Raw genomic sequence first — 17587 nt, 5'->3', positions numbered from 1 at the left:
TGGACCGCTGCTCCCCAGCATTAATGCGGTCAACCACCCCCTGACTGCTGCACATCACCTTCTGATTTTTGCCAGTTCGCCGGCTTATTTTCGCCGTGTCTTGAACCGTTGGAAGGATCACTGCAGGAAGTCGATGTCCAAAAGCTAACTGCTTCGCGAAACACCGACAAATCACGCTTTCTTACATTCTGTTACGCTTTAGCAACCATGCTTGACGACACGTTTGTCTTGAAGCAGTCGCAATCTCACCGTCGCTCGCGTGCAACAAAAACTGGCAGAGATGGATTCTCATCATCGCCTTCAACGCGATACGCATCGTCTCTTTGTGACGACTGTTTTACACTGCGGCTGAAATTCGTCAAACGTCCAAAAAAGCCCGATTTTCTTGACTCTTCTGAGCGTCCACCATCTGTGGATCGACGCGCATTCCATTCCTTCTGCGCCTGCGGAGGGAAGTCTTCGATCTGCGGCAAGCGACGTCCGCCCCGCTGAAATTCTGCGGGCGCTTGAGGCTCGAAGTGATGTCCGCTTGCAGTCGTAAGACCACCCGGTGGAAGCGGTGGCGTTCGTAACAAAGCGTTGCCGGTGAGCGGAGGAAAATTCTCGAGTCCGTCTTCGATGCTGACATTGCCCGGTGCAATCCAGCTGTCGCGACCGGAGCCACGCGAATCGTTTTCCGTTTCATTAGAATAGTTCTGCGAACGATCCGCCGATTGCGGTTGCATCGCTTCGGAAAGTCGCCGCTGTAAATCGCCGGGAGGATTTCCCTTTCCGGCTTGCCCTTGCGGTTTCGCGGGAGCCTGCGGCTGAGAAAAGGGTTCCGGCGCGCCGTAGCCGCCATTGCCGCTCTGCATTGGTTGCTGCGCGGGCTGTTTTGCACCGCCGCGAGCCTGCGCTTGAGCCTGAGCCGATTGCTGCGCCGCAAATTGCGCTTCGGCGCGATTCATACCGGAAGCAACGATGGAAACCCGCAGCCGGTCGCCGAGCTGATCGTCAAACGTTGCGCCGACGATGATATTCGCCTCGGGATCCACTTCCTCGCGGACCCGGCTCGCGGCCTCGTCCACCTCGTAAAGCGTCATATCTCGGCCGCCCGAGATCGAAAGCAGCAGTCCGCGCGCGCCACGCAGCGTCACGTCGTCGAGCAGCGGGTTGGCGATGGCTTCTTCGGCCGCGAGAACGGCGCGCCGCTCTCCCGTCGCCTCGCCCGTACCCATCATCGCTGTTCCCATTCCACTCATGATGGTGCGAACGTCAGCGAAATCGAGATTGATTAGGCCCTCTTTCAGTACAAGCTCGACGATGCAAGCTACGCCCGAATAGAGCACCTGGTCGGCCAGCACGAACGCTTCGGCAAACGTCGTCCGTTCGTTCGCGATGCGAAACAGATTCTGGTTCGGAATGACGATGAGCGTATCGACGTACTGGCGCAGCGTCTGCACACCAGCTTCCGCGATGCGCATGCGCCGCGCACCTTCGAACTGAAACGGCTTACAGACGACGCCGACGGTCAGCGCACCTGTCTCACGAGCAGCCCGCGCCACGACAGTCGCCGCGCCCGTTCCCGTTCCGCCGCCCATGCCAGCCGCAACGAACACCATGTGCGAGCCCGCGATATGCGTTCTCAGTTCATCGATTGCTTCTTCAGCGGCCGCTTCGCCGATCTCCGGCCGCGATCCCGCGCCAAGCCCTTCCGTGAGGTTAGCGCCGAGTTGAACGCGATATTCCGCGCTTGAAGCCGCGAGAGATTGCGCGTCCGTGTTCGCAACGACGAACTCGACCCCCTGCAATCCGGCAGCGATCATATTGTTGACAGCGTTGCAGCCTGCGCCACCGACGCCGACGACCGTCAGCCGCGGCTTCACATCGACCAATGTAGGCAATTGCAGCTTGATGCTCATGACGTCCTCGAAAATTCTAGCCGGTCCGGACCCGAGGGCGTAATGCGCCCCTTCTGGTTTATCCCTGCCGCGAACCTGTCCATACCGTCCCTAAAACCCGCGCTTGAGCCACGAACCGACACGTCCGAGGTACCCTTGCGTAAGAACCTTGCGCCCATATGGCGGACTCCACTCGGCACGACCCCGGGCCGCAATCGTCGCCAAACCGGAAATCGTCGCCATTTGCGGTCCGGATAGGCTTGCGTTCAGTCCCACGAGATCGTTCGGCCGACCGAGTCGTACCGGCCGCCCGAATTCGTGCGCGACATACTCGGATAGTCCGAGAAGCTGGCTGGCTCCGCCCGTCAGAACAACCTTCTCTCCTGCAAAGCGACTCGCCGGGTTGAGCGCGATCCGCTCGCCGACTAGCCCCAAGAGTTGCTGCACGCGTGGCCGAATGATTTCCGTCAGTCGTGCCTTGGTGGTTTCGTAGCTCGCGTCGTCATCTTCCCCGGCAACCGGATGGGCGATCGACTCGTGCTCATCAGACTGGGCATTGAGCAGTGTGCCATAAAGCGTTTTGATTCGCTCGGCTTCTGAGAGTGGCGTCTGCAACGTCCGCGCGATGTCGTAGGTGATGTGCTGACCACCCACCGGAACGACATCGACGCCCGCAAGCATCCCCTCTGAAAACATAGCCAGTGTCGTCGTACCGGCGCCGAAATCGATGCATGTCACACCGAACTGACGCTCTTCCGGCGTCGTCACCGCAAGCGCGCTGGCATAAGGCGTCGCGACGAGCCCATCACACTCCGCGTAACAGCGGTCGATCAGAACCAGAAGGTTGCGCAGCGGCGCTTCGTCAGCAGTTACGGCATGAAGGCCTGCCGCGAGACGCCGGGCCGCAAATCCGATCGGATCGCGTACGCCTGCCGCGCCGTCGAGTTCGCAAGCCAAACGATTGAGATGAAGCAGCGTGCGGCCATCCCGTTGCGCGTAGCTTTCGCCCGCAGACATCAGGCGCGCCATATCCTCGTGCGTGACGTGACCGCTTTCGACGTCGATACGCGCCGTGCAATGCGTCGATGCGAGACGCCCTGCAGCAATCGACACGGTGTAATTGCCAACCGACACGCCAGCCGTCCGCTCGGCATGCCCTATCACCGAACGCACGATCGATTCTGCGTCATCAAGATTTGTCAGAACACCGGCTTTGACGCCCTTTGAGCGCTGCATGCCAAGGCCCGCCAGCTTAAGCACCGGCTCTGCGGAGCCCGGCCTTTGCTCGGCGACAATCACCGCCGCCACCGTCTTGCTGGTGCCGATATCGAGGAGGCCGAACGTTTTAGATGTGCGCTTGTCCGCCATGAGCTTACCGATGAAGTGAAGGCGTCGAACCGCCGTTATTGCTGGCAACCGCAACGTCCACCGGCCGAACAGCAATCCGACCCGGCGTCCGCACATCGATGACCATAGGGTCTCCTTTGAGAAGCGTTGAAACCGCGTTCGTATTTGCGATCTCTTCCAGTCCTTCGATTTCGCGGTCGGCCGCAAGTTCGAGAACGGAACCGTTGGCAAGAACGATGCGCCAACGCCGTTCTGCAATACGTTCGCCATAGGCATACTGGCGCGCGATTGCGGGATAACGCTTGATCGCGGCGAGCATCGATGCAGCTTCGTTTTTCGCGCCTTCGCCCGCAACGCGCGGCAACGCCCAGTTGCTCGCCACCGGAACCGGACCCAGCACGCGCCCGGTGCCATCGACCAGGTATGCGTCACTGCCGCGAGTCCAGATGAACGACGGCGTCCGCTCTCGGATGATGATGTCGAGTGTGCTCGGATAAACGCGTGTGATCTGCGCGGTATCGACCCACGGAATACGCTCGATGCGTTTCAGCGCCGCGTCCGAATCGAATGCTGCAAACGTCCTGACGTTGGTGAGGTCCAAAGCATCATAGACGTCGCTATCGGCGGCGAAGCGCTGTCCCGAGAGATTCACCTGATCGATGCCGAAGCCCGCAGCAATGACCAGCGCAGTCGCCTGTGCCTGCACGAACCGAATTGCATCCGCCGGATTGAATGCATCACGCGGCAGCGCGAAGTAAGCACCGCCGATCGCTGAACCGCAGACCGAGAATGCAATCAACGCGCGCGTCCAGCGCCGAAGCGAGCGCCGCGAACGGCGTGGCGGCCGCCGATCACCGCGCGGAACCCGTAAGCTCTGAGGAGAAACCGAAGTACGCCCGCGAACCGCACCTTGAGTGCTTCCGGTCGCGGGAGACGTGCGAACATGAGCGGTTCCGGACGTTAGCGCTTTGTGCGCTCGCCCCCACCACCGCTCGATGCCCGCTACCTGTTGCAACTCGCGTCCTCGACCATCCAGCGGACAAGGTCGCCAAACGACCAGCCCGCATATCCGGCCAGCTCTGGCACGAGAGAAGTTCCCGTCATGCCCGGCTGGGTGTTCACCTCAAGACAGATCAGCTCCCCGCTGCCACCCGGCGTATCGTCGAAGCGGAAGTCCGCACGCGACACACCACGGCAGCCCAAAGCCTGATGAGCTCTTAACGTTAAGGAACGGACTGACTGGTAAACATCGGGTAAAAGTTGTGCAGGCAGCTCATGTTTGGAGCCGCCAGGACCGTACTTCGACTCGTAATCGTAGAAGGAGAGTCCCCTTAAGGGCACGATCTCGATGACATCCGTCACAAAGTCGCCAAGTACGGCGCACGTCAGTTCGCGCCCGGCGACATAGCGCTCGACCATGACGACTTCATCGAGAGTTGCAGAAGCAGCTATCGAATTCGGTGGCTGGGCAGCATCCGGCGGCACGATGACGACGCCAAAGCTCGAGCCCTCCGCGATGGGCTTCACGACATAGGGCGGCGGCAGAACATGGGACGCGAGCGCTTCACCGCGCGTCACGAGCTTGGCTTCAGCGACTGCAATGCCCTGCAGCTTCATTACGTCCTTGGCGCGTTCCTTGTGCATGGCCAGCGCGGAAGCCAGAACGCCAGAGTGCGTGTAGGGCACCCCAAGAAGTTCGAGGATGCCCTGAACGCATCCGTCTTCGCCGAACTTGCCGTGCAGCGCGTTGAACGCGACATCGGGCTTCAACTCCTGCAACTGGATCGCAAGATTGCGGTCAGCATCAACCTCGGTAACACGGTAGCCTTCGCCACGAAGCGCCTCCGCAACGGCGGCACCCGACCTGAGGCTCACCTCGCGCTCCGCCGAAAGACCGCCCTTCAGAACGGCAACGTGTTCGTGCGTGCGCTTCGGCACCGGACCGAGTTTATTCATGGCGCCCTCGACCTCGCTTCGCGAAAGGGTTCAAGTTTGGGAAGATTCTGTAGTCGCGTCGGCAATCGCCAACGCCTCGCCGGTTAACCGGCCGGGCTTTGCGGAACCGAGACGAATGATCTCCCAGTTCAATTCAATGCCCGACGACGCCTTCACGCGCGCGCGCACCGTCTCGCCAAGAGTCTCGACGTCTTCGCCGGTTGCCTGCTGGTCGTTGATCAGAAAATTGCAGTGCATCTCGGAGACCTTCGCTCCACCGACCCGCAATCCACGGCACCCAGCTGCGTCGACCAGCTTCCAGGCGCTGTGACCGGGCGGGTTCTTGAATGTTGAACCTCCGGTGCGCTCCTTGATCGGCTGGTTCTTCTCGCGATAGTCCGCGACCTCGTCCATTTCCTTCACTATCTCGGCGGAATCTCCAGGTTCACCCGCGAAGGTCGCCTCCGTGAAAATCCAATCCGCGGGAATTCCAGAATGGCGATACGTGAATTCCATGTCGGCAAGTGACAGCACATGCACGTTGCCATCGGGATCGACCGCGCGCGCACCAACAAGGCAATCCTTCGTCTCACGGCCGTGAGCACCCGCATTCATCCGCAGCGCTCCGCCGATCGAGCCCGGAATGCCGCGATAGAACGCCAAGCCACGAATACCGGCATCTGCCGCAGCGCGCGCAACTTTCACGTCGGGCACCGCCGTTCCCGCACTGAGCCGATGCCCATCCTCGACGCGGATCTCACTGAACCCGCGTCCAAGCCGAATGACGATTCCGGGCACGCCGCCATCACGCACAAGCAAGTTCGAACCGAGCCCAATCACATGCACCGGCAGGTCGCGCGGCCGCCTTGCCATGAAGTAAGCAAGATCCGCTTCATCGGCGGGCGTAAACAAAACCTGCGCCGGACCGCCGACACGGAACCACGTGATGTCGGCCAGCGACGCATTCGCCGCCAGCCGCCCGCGAAGATCCGGCATTGCGCTGCGCAGGTCGCTCGTGACATCTGCAAACATCACGCAACGCCCCCAGCGCGACGCGCACCATCATTCAGCCAATCCGGCAATGCGTGCGCCCATTCGGTCGAATATCCGGCGCCAAGGCAAACCACGATATCGCCGGGCTTGCCGACGCGTTCGATCGCCGGAACGATTTCCATCGCATCATCCACCGCTTCGACGGAGCGCCGTCCAAGAGTGCCGATGCGCTCCGCAAGTGTTCTGTTGTCCACGCCCGCAATCGGCCCCTCGCCCGCCGTGTAGAGCGGGCCGACGATGACGTGATCGGCATCTTTGAAGCACCGGGCGAAATCATCGAACAGATCGCGCACGCGCGTGTACCGATGCGGTTCGACGACGGCGATCACCTTACCCTTCGCGCCGCCACGTGCCGCCGACAACACCGCCGCGATTTCCGCCGGGTGATGCCCATAATCGTCGTAGATGCTGACGCCGTTCCACTCGCCGGTAAATTGGAAGCGCCGTTTGACACCTGAAAATCCGGCCATCGCGGCCTTGATCTTCGCATCATCGAGGCCTGCTTGCGTCGCGACAGCAATCGCCGCAAGCGCGTTGAGCGCATTGTGCGTGCCCGGCAGCGGCACCGACCAGCCTTCGAGCTTTCGCGCACCGCCTTTGACGAGAGCCGTAAGCGTCGCGTCGAAAACCGCCGTATTTCCTTCGATGCGGATACCTTTCAGAACAAGATCGGCATCGGCGCTTTCCCCGTAGGTCAAAAGCCGCCGTCCGTCTGCTCTCAGATTCAATCGCTCGACCAGTTCCCGCACCACCGGATGATCGATGCAAACAACTGCCAAGCCGAAGAACGGAATGTTCTTCAGAAAGGCTTCGTACTCGCGGTGCATGGCTTCGACCGAACCGAAATAGTCGAGATGCTCGGGATCGATGTTCGTAACGATGCCGATTTCCGTCGGCAGACGCGTGAACGTGCCATCGCTCTCATCCGCCTCGACGATCATCCACTTGCCGCGTCCAAGCCGCGCGTTCGATCCCCATGAGTTGATGATGCCGCCGGTGATCACCGTTGGCTCTTCGCCTGCTTCCGTGAAGATATGCGACAGCAGCGACGTCGTCGTCGTCTTGCCGTGCGTGCCGGTCACCGAAACCGTGGAGTAAAGCCGCATCAATTCCGCAAGAATTTCTGCACGCCGAATGATCGTCAGGCCCTTCTGGCGCGCCGCGATCAGCTCCGGATTGAATGGCTTCACCGCCGTCGAAATCACAACATAGCGCGCGCCGATCAGGTTGACGGGATCGTGGCCAACGAACACCCGAATACCTTTCGAGCGCAGCCGCCGCACGTTCGCGCTCTCTTTTTGATCGGACCCCTGAACGGTATAGCCCTTCGCCACCAGGATCTCGGCAATGGCGCTCATGCCGATGCCGCCAATACCGATGATATGGAAGGGCCCGATCTCACGCGGCATTTGCATGGCTCAAAATCCTCGGTCGAGCTTCAGCCTGTCGGCGGAAAAAATGTGCTGGCTTGCGTCATCCGGCGCGCGCCACATCCGGACGGCGCCGATCTGCCAATGCCAATGCGAAGTCGGCCAAATTACGAACCGCCTCCGGGCGCCCAGCGTTTTTAGCCGCTCGGGCCGCGTCCGCAAGGGCACCGGGCTCCGCCAAAAGCCTTTGCAAGTGGTCCGCAAGCCGTTCTGGCGACAGCGAGCGCTGTTCGATGCACCATGCACCGCCCGATTCGGCAAGGCGCTGCGCATTGTTGAGCTGATCGTTGTCGAGCGCATGCGGCAATGGCACCAAAATCGACGGACGCCCGATGACCGTAAGTTCCGCAACCGTTGAGGCGCCAGCCCGCGCGATAACGAGATGCGCCTCTGCTATCCGCGCCGGAAGGTCCGAAAAGAACGGTGCAACGTTCGCGTTGATTCCGGCCTCGGCGTAAGCTTCACGCACACGATCGATGTCTTCCTCGCGCGCCTGCTGCACCACCCGCAACCGCTTACGCACATCGTCGGATAACGCGAACAACGTCAGCGGCATCGTATCCGAGAAGAAGCGCGCGCCCTGGCTGCCACCGAATATCAATAAGCGAATGTCGCCATCGATCGTCGCCTCTTCATATCGGCGCGCTGCTGCATCGAGAACGACCTTGCGAACAGGATTACCCGTCAACACGGCCTTCTCGGCCAATCGTCGTTCCAGATACTTCGTCTTCTCAAATGATGTCGCGACAGCCGTAACGCGGCGCGCCAACATCTTGTTCGCGCGCCCGAGCACGGCGTTCTGCTCATGGATCGCTGTCGGAATGCCGCGCAAGCGCGCCGCTACGAGTGGCGGATATGTCGGGTAGCCACCAAACCCGATCACAGCACTCGGACGCACGTCCTTCAAAACCTCGAACGCGCGTTTGACACCGCTCGCCAGTGCAAACGTCGTTTTTGCAATGTCCGCTGGCGAACGAGACGCAAGCGTTGCGGAAGGAATCCGGTAGATCGAACGCGCGGGAAAACTCGTGCCGTAGCGGTCGCCGCGCGTATCGGTCATGAGGTCGATCGCGATCCCTCGCCGCACAAGCTCTTCGGCGAGTGCGAACGCCGGAAAAAGATGTCCCCCCGTTCCACCTGCCGCCAGAACGATTGATCGCACGCCACTCATGGATGTCTGCTCATGTCGATGGATTGGGGCTGCCGAACTGCGGTTCGTCTATGGCCACCATTTTCGGTTTCTTCAGGCGTGTCGGATCTGGCCGTCTGCGTGTCAACGCCATCAGCATACCCGCCGTAATCGCCAGCGCCAGCATCGACGATCCGCCCGCGGAAATGAACGGCAGCGTCATACCCTTCGGCGGTAGCAAGCCAATGTTCACACCCATATTGATGAGGGATTGCAAACCAAGCAGCAGCGCTAAGCCCTGCACCGCCAGCCGATCCGCAGCATTTGGTTCATCAGCCGCGCGCTTCAAAGACCTGATGACGATGAATGCAAAGACCATCAGCAGCGCAACACAAGCGATGACGCCGTATTCTTCGCCGATCACCGCGAAGATATAGTCGGTATGAGCGTCCGGCAGTACGGACTTGATCGTACCCTCGCCTGGACCGCGGCCGAACAACCCGCCTTCGGAGAACGACTGCATCGCGCGCCCGACCTGATAGTTCTCGAACGGCGCCGCGCTGAAGAATTTCTCAAGCCTCGACTGCACATGACCGAAATTCATGTAGGCCAGCCAAAACCCGCCGCCCCCGATCGCCACCAGGATCGCCGCACCGATCAGCGGAAGGCCCGCCAAAAGATACAGCAGTCCTGCTGTTGTGCTGACGAGAACGGTCTGCCCAACGTCTGGCTGCGCCACCAGCAACCCCGCGAAGGCCGCCCATAAGAGGAGCGCCAGCGGCAATGCCGGCATGTCGCTGCGCCGTGCAGCTTCAGCGAACAACCACGCCATGACGACGATGAACGCGGGCTTGGCAAACTCCGACGGCTGGATCGAGTATCCCCCGAAGTTCAACCATCTCTGCGCGCCGTTGATCTCCGTACCGGAAAAAAGCACGAGCCCCATCCCCGCAAGCGCGAGAATAAGCAAACCGGCGGACAGCCTGCGCACGCCGATCGGCGACAGCAAGGATAGCCCGAGCATCAAAATGGCGCCCAGTGCAGCAAACACAACGTGCCGTTCGACGAAGTAAAACGTCGGCAAACCTTTTTTAATCGCAACAGCAGGCGATGCCGCGAACGACAGCACTACGCCGATGGCAATCAACGAGAGAAGCGCAGTCAAAAGCCCGCGATCGATGGTGAACGACCAATCAGACAGCAGGCTGCGGTCTGCGCGCGACATCTTCATGGCGCGGCCCGCCGCATGACGATGCCGGGCAAAGCGGCGACCAGCGAACGGAAACTGTCACCACGCGCTTCGAAATTCTTGAACTGATCGTAGCTCGCGCACGCGGGAGACAGCAGCACGATCGACTTGGTATCGCCGATCTCGCTCGCGTCGCGCGTCGCGGCGGTGAGTGCCGCGTCGAGCGTTCCGCTCATTTCAAACGGAACCTTGCCCTCAAGCGTCGCCGCAAAATCCTCAGCCGATTCACCGATCAAATAAGCCTTCGTGATACCGCCGAAGTACGGCGCAAGCGGTTCGATCCCACCCGCCTTCGCACGACCGCCTGCGATCCAAAACACGTTCTTCGGAAAAGACAGCAGCGCCTTCTCGGTCGAATCCGCGTTCGTCGCCTTGCTATCGTTGATGAACACCGCATTGCCAGCGCGGCCAATCTCTTCCATCCGATGCGGCAATCCCGGAAACGATGAAAGCGCACCTTGCCAATCGAGATCGCTCGATTCACCGATCCAGTTCAGACATTCGCGAACAGCGGCAACGGCGGCGAGCGCGTTCTGCGCATTGTGTTTCCCACGGAGCGTCGCAATACCGTCGAGCGCACCAAGCTTAACGGCAAGCCCCTCGCGGTTGCTGCACACGATGGTGCCATCAAGAATGCTATACCCAGGCGCGATGGATTTCTCTGCGCTGAAAGCAATTGCCGCGCCGCGTTCGATGCGCCGCTTCAGCATTTCAAGCGTAAAGGAATCATCGATCCCAACCGCCGCAACCTCCGCGCCTTCAACGATGCGCTCCTTAATGGCGGCATAGCGATCGATCGTACCGTGGCGGTCGAGATGATCCGGCGTCACGTTCAGCATCACGCCGACGGTCGGCGAAAGCGTCGGCGTCAGATCGATTTGAAACGACGACATCTCGACGACGTAGAAGCGCGTTCTCTGCGGCTCATCGAGAGTCAAAATCGCGCGGCCGATGTTGCCGCCAAGTTGCACATCACGCCCCGAGAACGCGAGAATGTGCCCAATCAACGCTGACGTCGTCGACTTCCCGTTCGTGCCCGTTACCGCAATGAAGGGAGCGGACCCCGCCCGCGCTGCCCGTTCACGCGCGAAGATCTCGATATCGCCGATGATCTCGACACCGTGGGCGCGCGCCTTCTCCACCGTCCAATGCGGAACAGGATGCGTCAGCGGCACGCCCGGCGCCAATACGAGCGCAGAAAACCGCGACCAGTCGGCGGCACGCAAATCAAGAACCGGAACACCGGCGCGAATGGCGGCTTCCCGTCCCGCCGCTCCGTCGTCCCATGCCTCGACGTGGGCACCGCCTTCGACAAGCGCCTTCGCCGCCGCGATCCCGGAGGATCCGAGACCGAAAACCGCTACCGTCTGACCATTGAATGTTGTTGCGCGAATCATCGGCCGAAATCTAACGCATCCCGCATGATTTGGCCGCGACCTAACGCAACTTCAGCGTTGAAAGTCCGACGAGTGCCAAAATCACCGCGATAATCCAGAAGCGAATAACAACGGTCGATTCCTTCCACCCCTTCTGCTCGTAATGGTGATGCAGCGGCGCCATCTTGAACACGCGCTTGCCGGTCCACTTGAACGACAGCACCTGTATGACGACCGATAGCGTCTCCAGCACGAATAGTCCGCCGACGACGGCCAGCACGATTTCATGCTTGATCGCCACCGCGATAGCGCCAAGCGTGCCGCCGAGGGCCAGAGACCCGGTGTCCCCCATAAAAATCATCGCCGGAGGCGCATTGAACCAGAGGAACCCGAGCCCTGCACCGATCAGAGCGCCGCAAATAACGGCCAGCTCACCCGTGCCCGGAACGTGATGGATCTGGAGATACCCGGCAAACTTGGCGTTGCCCGAGAGATACGCAATCACACCGAACGTCGCCGCGGCGATCATCACCGGCACAATGGCAAGCCCATCAAGGCCGTCCGTAAGATTGACCGCGTTGCCCGCACCCGCGATCACCAGCACCGCGAGCAAAATGAAGAACGGCCCGAGGTCGATCACAAGATCCTTGAAGAACGGCAGCGTCAGCACGGTGTTGAGCCCGTTCGGCCCAAGTTTCATCAGCATGTAACCGGCAATCGCCGCGACCAGAACCTCCAGCAGAAATCGCGATCTGCTCGAGAAGCCGTCGCTCGAACGCTTCGTCACCTTCAGAAAATCGTCATAGAAGCCGATCGCCCCATAAGAAATGGCAACGCCCAGCACGACCCAAATGTAGCCGTTGGAAAGCTGCCCCCAAAGCAGCGTCGAAACCGTGACCCCCGCGAGGATCATCAGACCGCCCATCGTCGGCGTGCCGCGCTTCAGAAGATGCGTCTGCGGACCGTCAGAGCGGATCGGCTGGCCCTTCCCCTGCTTCACGCGCAGAAGATCGATAATCGCCGGCCCGAACATCATCACAAACAGCAGAGCCGTGAAGATCGCGCCGCCTGTACGGAAGGTGATGTAGCGAAAAACGTTCAGCGCGCTGATCTGGTCGCTGAAGTTTACGAGCTCATAGAGCATGCAGGATCAAGTTCCCCCGTAAATGCCGCCATCGCTTAGGCGGCGGACCCGCGTCGCGAAAAATGAGATTTGAGGCCAGAGACGACCTCACCGAGCCGTGTCCCGTTCGACGCCTTGACCATCACGACATCGCCAGGTCGCAAAATCTCGAGCAGTCCCTCCGTGAGAATGCCGGGCGTTAAACCGTACCCGCCCTTCTTGGACTCGGGTAAGGCATCATAAAGGCCCTTCATGTGGACGCCGCAGGCAAATATCAAATCGATACCCGCCTCCTCCACAGCGTCCTTTAGGCTCCGGTGCAGCTCGGCCGCATCCGGTCCGAGTTCCAGCATGTCGCCCAACACCCCGATCCGGCGGGCAAATTTGTCCCTCGGCTGCGCTGCGAGGGTCGCAAGAGCCGCCCGCATCGACGCCGGATTCGCGTTGTAGCTCTCATCGATCAGAAGCGCTTCCTCGCCCCGAACCGCCAGAATCGTTCGTTCGCCGCGACCGACCGGCGGTTTCAACTCGGCAAGGGCAGCAATTGCGCGCTCAATGTCCGCACCGACGGCATCAAGCGCCGCGACGACCGCAAGAGCGTTTTCCGCGATATGCCGCCCCGGCATCCCGAGCGTAACGCGAAGCCGCCGCCCGCTCGTCGAAACGGTCATCGTCGTTCCGGCATCGCTCAACGTCAGATCCTCGCCACGAACATCCGCATCCGCCCCAAATCCGAAGGTAACGGAGCGCGCGCCGCAGTTCTTGGCAATGCCTACAAGACGCTCGCGAAACGGATTGTCGTGCTTGATGATCGCCGCGCCGCCCGGAACAATCCCCTCGAAAATCTCGCCCTTTGCATCGGCAATACCCTCGACCGACGAAAAGTGTTCGAGGTGCACCGCTTCTACGGTCGTAACGATCGCCGCATGCGGACGCACCATCGCCGTCAATGGCCGAATCTCACCGGCGTGGTTCATTCCGATTTCGAATACGGCGAAGCGCGTATCGCGAGGCATCCGCGCAAGCGTCAGCGGCACACCCCAATGATTGTTGTAGGATTTCTCTGATGCGTGCGTCGGGCCCAGTATCGAGAAGCAAGCGCGCAACATTTCTTTGGTGCCGGTCTTACCAGCGCTCCCGGTGACAGCGACCACGCGCGCTTCGCCCGCAAGACGCACTCGCGCGGCAACGCCGAGGGCTTCGAGTCCCTTCAGCACATCCGGCACGCGAAAAAGCGGCCCGTCTCCCGCCTGCTTCGCATAGGCGTCTGAAACAAGCGCCGCGCTCGCCCCGGCCTTGAAGGCAGACGTCACGAATTCATGCCCGTCACGCAGATCTTTGAGCGCGACGAACAGATCACCGCCTGCCAGCGTGCGCGTATCGATGGAAACGCCAGAAACCGAAACATCGGTCGCCTCGCGGGACGAAGCCGTTCCCAGCGCCTGAGAGAGTTCCGGTGAGGTCCAGAGGTTTTGCATTGATGGAGAGATCAGCTTTCTAGCCGGCGGCGGATTTCTTCGTGGTCCGAAAACGGCACGACCCGATCGCCGATGATCTGGCCCGTTTCATGGCCTTTCCCGGCAACCAGCAGCACGTCGCCCGGTTTCAGCATCGCCATGGCCGTTGCGATGGCTTCCGCCCGGTTCCCGATCTCCAGCGCTGCCGCCGCCCCATTCAGGATCTCGCTACGAATTACCGCCGGATTCTCGCTGCGCGGATTGTCATCGGTGACAATTGTAATGTCGGCCTTCTCGATCGAGATGCGCCCCATGATCGGACGCTTGCCTTTGTCGCGATCGCCGCCGCAGCCGAACACAGAGATCAACCGGCCCGAAGCAAACGGCCGACAACCATCAAGAGCAGCCGCGAGAGCTTCCGGCTTATGCGCATAATCGACAACGGCGAGGCCACCATTCTTCTGCCCAACGATTTCGAGCCGCCCTGGCACACCTTTAAGATGCTCGAGAGACGCCAGAACGTCAGCAGTTGCCTCGCCGGTGGCAATGGCAAGCCCGGCCGCGACAAGCGCATTCTCCACCTGATACGCGCCGACGAGCGGCAATCGCACGTCATAGGCCTTGCCTTGGGAAACGAGCCCGATGCGCTGATAGAATCCCTCGCGGCGGAGCGACAGCCGATTGAGGAGATCTCCGCCTGAGCCAACCGTCATCACGCGCAAACCTCGCGAGCGCGCAGCCGCGATCACATCATTGGCGCGCGCGCCGTCCATGTTGACAACGGCGGGCTGTCCAACCTGCAGCAGCTCCGTAAACAAGCGCAGCTTGGCCTTCAGATAAGCCTCTTCGTCCGGGTGATAGTCGAGATGATCGCGCCCCAAATTTGTGAACGCCGCCGCAGCAAGCTCCACGCCGTCGAGGCGGTGCTGATCGAGACCGTGCGATGAGGCTTCAAACGCGAGATGCGTAACGCCTTCGTCCGCGAGCTGGGCAAGCGTTGCATGCAGCGTGACGGGATCCGGCGTCGTCAGCGATCCATAGATCGCCCCACCCGGCTTAACGATTCCGATCGTGCCGAGGGACGCAGCAGGATGGCCGAGATACGAAAAAATCTGGCGCGTAAAATCGGCAACCGACGTCTTACCGCTCGTACCTGTTACGGCCACAGCGCAGCGCGGTTGTTTGCCGTGAATCTTCGCGGCAATCTTCGCAAGCACGGCGCGCGGATTGTCGACCTCGATCAGAGCGACATTCGCCGGGACGGCGCTGCCTTTCCCCTTCCCGACGATGATGACTCGAGCGCCGCGTGCAACCGCAACAGGCACGAACGTAGCACCATCCACCTTCGATCCGGGAAGACCTGCAAATATAAAGCCGGGCCGGACTGCGGCACTCGACGCTGTAACTCCGGTGACAAAAATATCCGACGAGCCCGCTGGCAGCGGAATATCGGACGGCAGCACATCGCTGAGCCGTAGTTCGCCTCCAGTCTGCTCGCTATCGCTCATGTGCTTTGTGCCCCTTCGCCCCGCGAACTTAGATACGAGGCGAGGGGCCGATGCGTCAAATCACGCAAACCGCCGCCGCGACGGCCGACAGCCCTATTGGCTCTGCGCAACGTCCATCGGTGCGACGCCAAGCTGAGCGGCAACCCGCGAAATAAGACGGCTGGTAACCGGCGCCGCGTTCGTGCCCGCCGTACGCCGCCCCTGAGTGTCCGCGACGCCCTTCGGCTGAAACAGCACGACGAACGTCAGATACTGAGGTTCGTCCATCGGGAACGACGCCAGGAACGACGTGATGACTGCGTTCTTGGCGTAACCGCCACGAATGGCAAGGTCGGCCGTACCTGTTTTTCCACCCACACGGTAGCCGGGCACGTCCGCTTCCCGGCCCGTTCCGTCTGGCGCGGTCACGTTGAGGCGCATGATGTTCGCCAGCTGCCGCGAGGTCGCGTCGCTTATCCGCGGCTTCGTATCCGCCGATTCAGCGTCGAACCGGCGAAGGAACGTGGGCTGCACCTGATGGCCGTGATTCAGCAGCGTCGCGGCGGCAGCCGCAAACTGAATCGGAGCGACGGCAATCCCATGTCCGTACGCAGCGGTGATCGTCGATGCGCGCGTCCATGTCTTGGGAACCTGCGGCGGCGCAACCACGCCTTGCTCGGTCTTTAGCGTGCCCAGAACGCCAACCTTGTCGAGGAACTCCGCGAACTTCTCCGGCCCCGCCTGCAACGCCAACATGGCGGCCCCGATGTTCGACGAGTGCGTGAAAATTTCTGTCACGCTCAAAGGCCGCCCCGCCGGATGAAAATCCGTGACGGTGAAGCGCCCAACTTGCATCGGCTTGCGCACATCGATCATCGTGCCGGGCTGCACATGGCCATCATCAAGCGCCATGCCGATCGTAAGCGTCTTAAAGACCGACCCAAGCTCGTACGTGCCACCCGAAACGCGATCCAATCGCTGATCGGCGAGCGCTTCCGTCGGCCAGGAAGGATCGACCCGCGGCAGCGACGCGCTCGCAAGAACTTCTCCGGTCTTGATGTTGAGGATGAGACCCGCCGCACCTTCCGTCTTGTACAGCTTTACTGCGTCATCGAGTTCGTCTTCGAGCGCGTGCTGCACGCCAATGTCGAGCGAAAGCCGAACGGGTGCGCGCGATGACAGCACAGCGGCATGCACCGGATCGACCCCGACCTTTTCGTCGATGTACTTCTCGATCCCGCTTACGCCGCGGTTATCGACGTTTACGGAACCGAGCACGTGCCCCGCGAGAGCCCCGGCCGGATAAGCGCGCTTCAGCTCATTGCGGAACGATAGTCCCGGCAAACCGAGGTCATGAACCTTCTGCGCAATCTTGGGAGAAACGCCTCTGCGCACCCACACGAACCGGCGCGAGCGATCGGAGAGCGCGCGTCGCAGCTCCTGCTGGTTGATATCCGGCAATACAGTGACGAGTTTTTCGACCAGTTCGTCGCGATCAAGCACCAGCGCCGGATCGGCGAAGATCGAAGGCGCCTCGAGATCGGTCGCGAGAAGCCGTCCGTTGCGGTCGACAATGTCAGGACGGCTGAAGCTTCGCGCCACGGGCTCCGAAAGCGCGAGCGTCGCGCTTGGAGACCGGTTCACCGCGAGCAGAACCAGCTGAATTCCGACTTGCACGAACGCAAAGAACAGAAAGCCGTAGACGCAGGCTTCAGTTATGTGCCGCGTTTTCGATCCGTATCCACCGCGCGGGCGCCGTCGCGCATCAAGACCTCGCGCAATGTCAGCGGCCATCGGCCTGCGCCCCGTTGACGGTCAGCTCAGACACCATGCGTCCGTTACGGAATTGGTCGGGCTTCGGCGGAGCAAAGCCAAGTTGGCGTGCCAGGACATCGATGCGGTCAGGACGGGCGAGGTGGCCACGTTCGGCCTTCAGCACCGCGATGTCGTCTCGCGCGCTCGCAGCGAGACGCTCTATTCCCTGCATCTCGGCTTCGAGACGGCGCGTTTGATAGTTAAGGCCATACAGGAGCAGCGCGCTCGCAATGGCAAAGAAGAATGCCGTTATGTTTAAGAGACGCATTTCATGTCCCCTACTGACTAAAACTCGAAGAACAACCT

The 17587-nt window shown here is 61.0% G+C and carries 15 protein-coding genes; all 15 read right to left on the bottom strand.

What is annotated here, in order from left to right; translation table 11 throughout:
* Positions 1-245 precede the first annotated feature (245 nt).
* The 15 genes from ftsZ to ftsL all read right to left on the bottom strand — a co-directional run bounded on the left by ftsZ (position 246) and on the right by ftsL (position 17549).
* On the bottom strand, positions 246-1901 hold the full coding sequence (ftsZ, locus tag DLM45_RS10000) for a cell division protein FtsZ (RefSeq protein ID WP_181336975.1): 1656 nt from the start codon (positions 1899-1901) through the stop codon (positions 246-248).
* Positions 1902-1991: 90 nt separating this feature from the next.
* A complete protein-coding gene (ftsA, locus tag DLM45_RS09995) occupies positions 1992-3248 on the bottom strand; it encodes a cell division protein FtsA (RefSeq protein WP_181336974.1) in 1257 nt (418 codons plus the stop codon).
* Between the two features lie 4 nt (positions 3249-3252).
* Positions 3253-4026 (bottom strand): cell division protein FtsQ/DivIB, encoded by a 774-nt coding sequence (locus DLM45_RS09990; RefSeq protein WP_246317279.1) that lies wholly within the window; start codon positions 4024-4026, stop codon positions 3253-3255.
* Positions 4023-4172 carry a hypothetical protein gene (locus DLM45_RS16520; RefSeq protein WP_246317277.1) on the bottom strand — a complete coding sequence of 50 codons (150 nt, stop codon included), beginning with the start codon at positions 4170-4172 and terminating at the stop codon, positions 4023-4025. The genes DLM45_RS09990 and DLM45_RS16520 overlap by 4 nt, the downstream gene beginning before the upstream one ends.
* A gap of 57 nt (positions 4173-4229) precedes the next feature.
* The gene (locus DLM45_RS09985; protein ID WP_181336972.1) at positions 4230-5183 is read right to left on the bottom strand and encodes a D-alanine--D-alanine ligase; all 954 of its coding nucleotides are present in this window, start codon (positions 5181-5183) and stop codon (positions 4230-4232) included.
* Positions 5184-5213: 30 nt separating this feature from the next.
* Complete coding sequence (gene murB, locus DLM45_RS09980) at positions 5214-6194, bottom strand: UDP-N-acetylmuramate dehydrogenase (RefSeq protein ID WP_181336971.1); 981 nt, start codon at positions 6192-6194, stop codon at positions 5214-5216.
* Complete coding sequence (gene murC, locus DLM45_RS09975; protein WP_181336970.1) at positions 6194-7630, bottom strand: UDP-N-acetylmuramate--L-alanine ligase; 1437 nt, start codon at positions 7628-7630, stop codon at positions 6194-6196. Before murC ends, murB begins: the two co-directional genes overlap by 1 nt.
* Before the next feature lie 58 nt (positions 7631-7688).
* On the bottom strand, positions 7689-8816 hold the full coding sequence (murG, locus tag DLM45_RS09970; protein ID WP_181336969.1) for an undecaprenyldiphospho-muramoylpentapeptide beta-N-acetylglucosaminyltransferase: 1128 nt from the start codon (positions 8814-8816) through the stop codon (positions 7689-7691).
* A gap of 10 nt (positions 8817-8826) precedes the next feature.
* On the bottom strand, positions 8827-10005 hold the full coding sequence (locus tag DLM45_RS09965) for an FtsW/RodA/SpoVE family cell cycle protein (protein WP_181336968.1): 1179 nt from the start codon (positions 10003-10005) through the stop codon (positions 8827-8829).
* Positions 10002-11420: a UDP-N-acetylmuramoyl-L-alanine--D-glutamate ligase gene (gene murD, locus DLM45_RS09960; protein ID WP_181336967.1), complete on the bottom strand. Its 1419-nt coding sequence runs from the start codon at positions 11418-11420 to the stop codon at positions 10002-10004. The genes DLM45_RS09965 and murD overlap by 4 nt, the downstream gene beginning before the upstream one ends.
* 40 nt (positions 11421-11460) lie before the next feature.
* A complete protein-coding gene (mraY, locus tag DLM45_RS09955) occupies positions 11461-12543 on the bottom strand; it encodes a phospho-N-acetylmuramoyl-pentapeptide-transferase (protein ID WP_181336966.1) in 1083 nt (360 codons plus the stop codon).
* A gap of 35 nt (positions 12544-12578) precedes the next feature.
* Entirely contained in the window at positions 12579-14000 is a 1422-nt protein-coding gene (locus DLM45_RS09950) for a UDP-N-acetylmuramoylalanyl-D-glutamyl-2,6-diaminopimelate--D-alanyl-D-alanine ligase (RefSeq protein ID WP_181336965.1), read from the bottom strand.
* Between the two features lie 11 nt (positions 14001-14011).
* Positions 14012-15487 carry a UDP-N-acetylmuramoyl-L-alanyl-D-glutamate--2,6-diaminopimelate ligase gene (locus DLM45_RS09945; protein WP_181336964.1) on the bottom strand — a complete coding sequence of 492 codons (1476 nt, stop codon included), beginning with the start codon at positions 15485-15487 and terminating at the stop codon, positions 14012-14014.
* 93 nt (positions 15488-15580) lie between these two features.
* A complete protein-coding gene (locus DLM45_RS09940; protein ID WP_181336963.1) occupies positions 15581-17260 on the bottom strand; it encodes a peptidoglycan D,D-transpeptidase FtsI family protein in 1680 nt (559 codons plus the stop codon).
* The gene (gene ftsL, locus DLM45_RS09935) at positions 17250-17549 is read right to left on the bottom strand and encodes a cell division protein FtsL (protein WP_181336962.1); all 300 of its coding nucleotides are present in this window, start codon (positions 17547-17549) and stop codon (positions 17250-17252) included. Before ftsL ends, DLM45_RS09940 begins: the two co-directional genes overlap by 11 nt.
* Positions 17550-17587 lie beyond the last annotated feature (38 nt).

The organism is Hyphomicrobium methylovorum (genome assembly GCF_013626205.1).
GTDB classification, from domain to species: domain Bacteria; phylum Pseudomonadota; class Alphaproteobacteria; order Rhizobiales; family Hyphomicrobiaceae; genus Hyphomicrobium_B; species Hyphomicrobium_B methylovorum.
The sequence above is the reverse complement of the archived record's forward strand: the minus strand, read 5'-3'. Positions and strand labels throughout refer to the sequence as shown.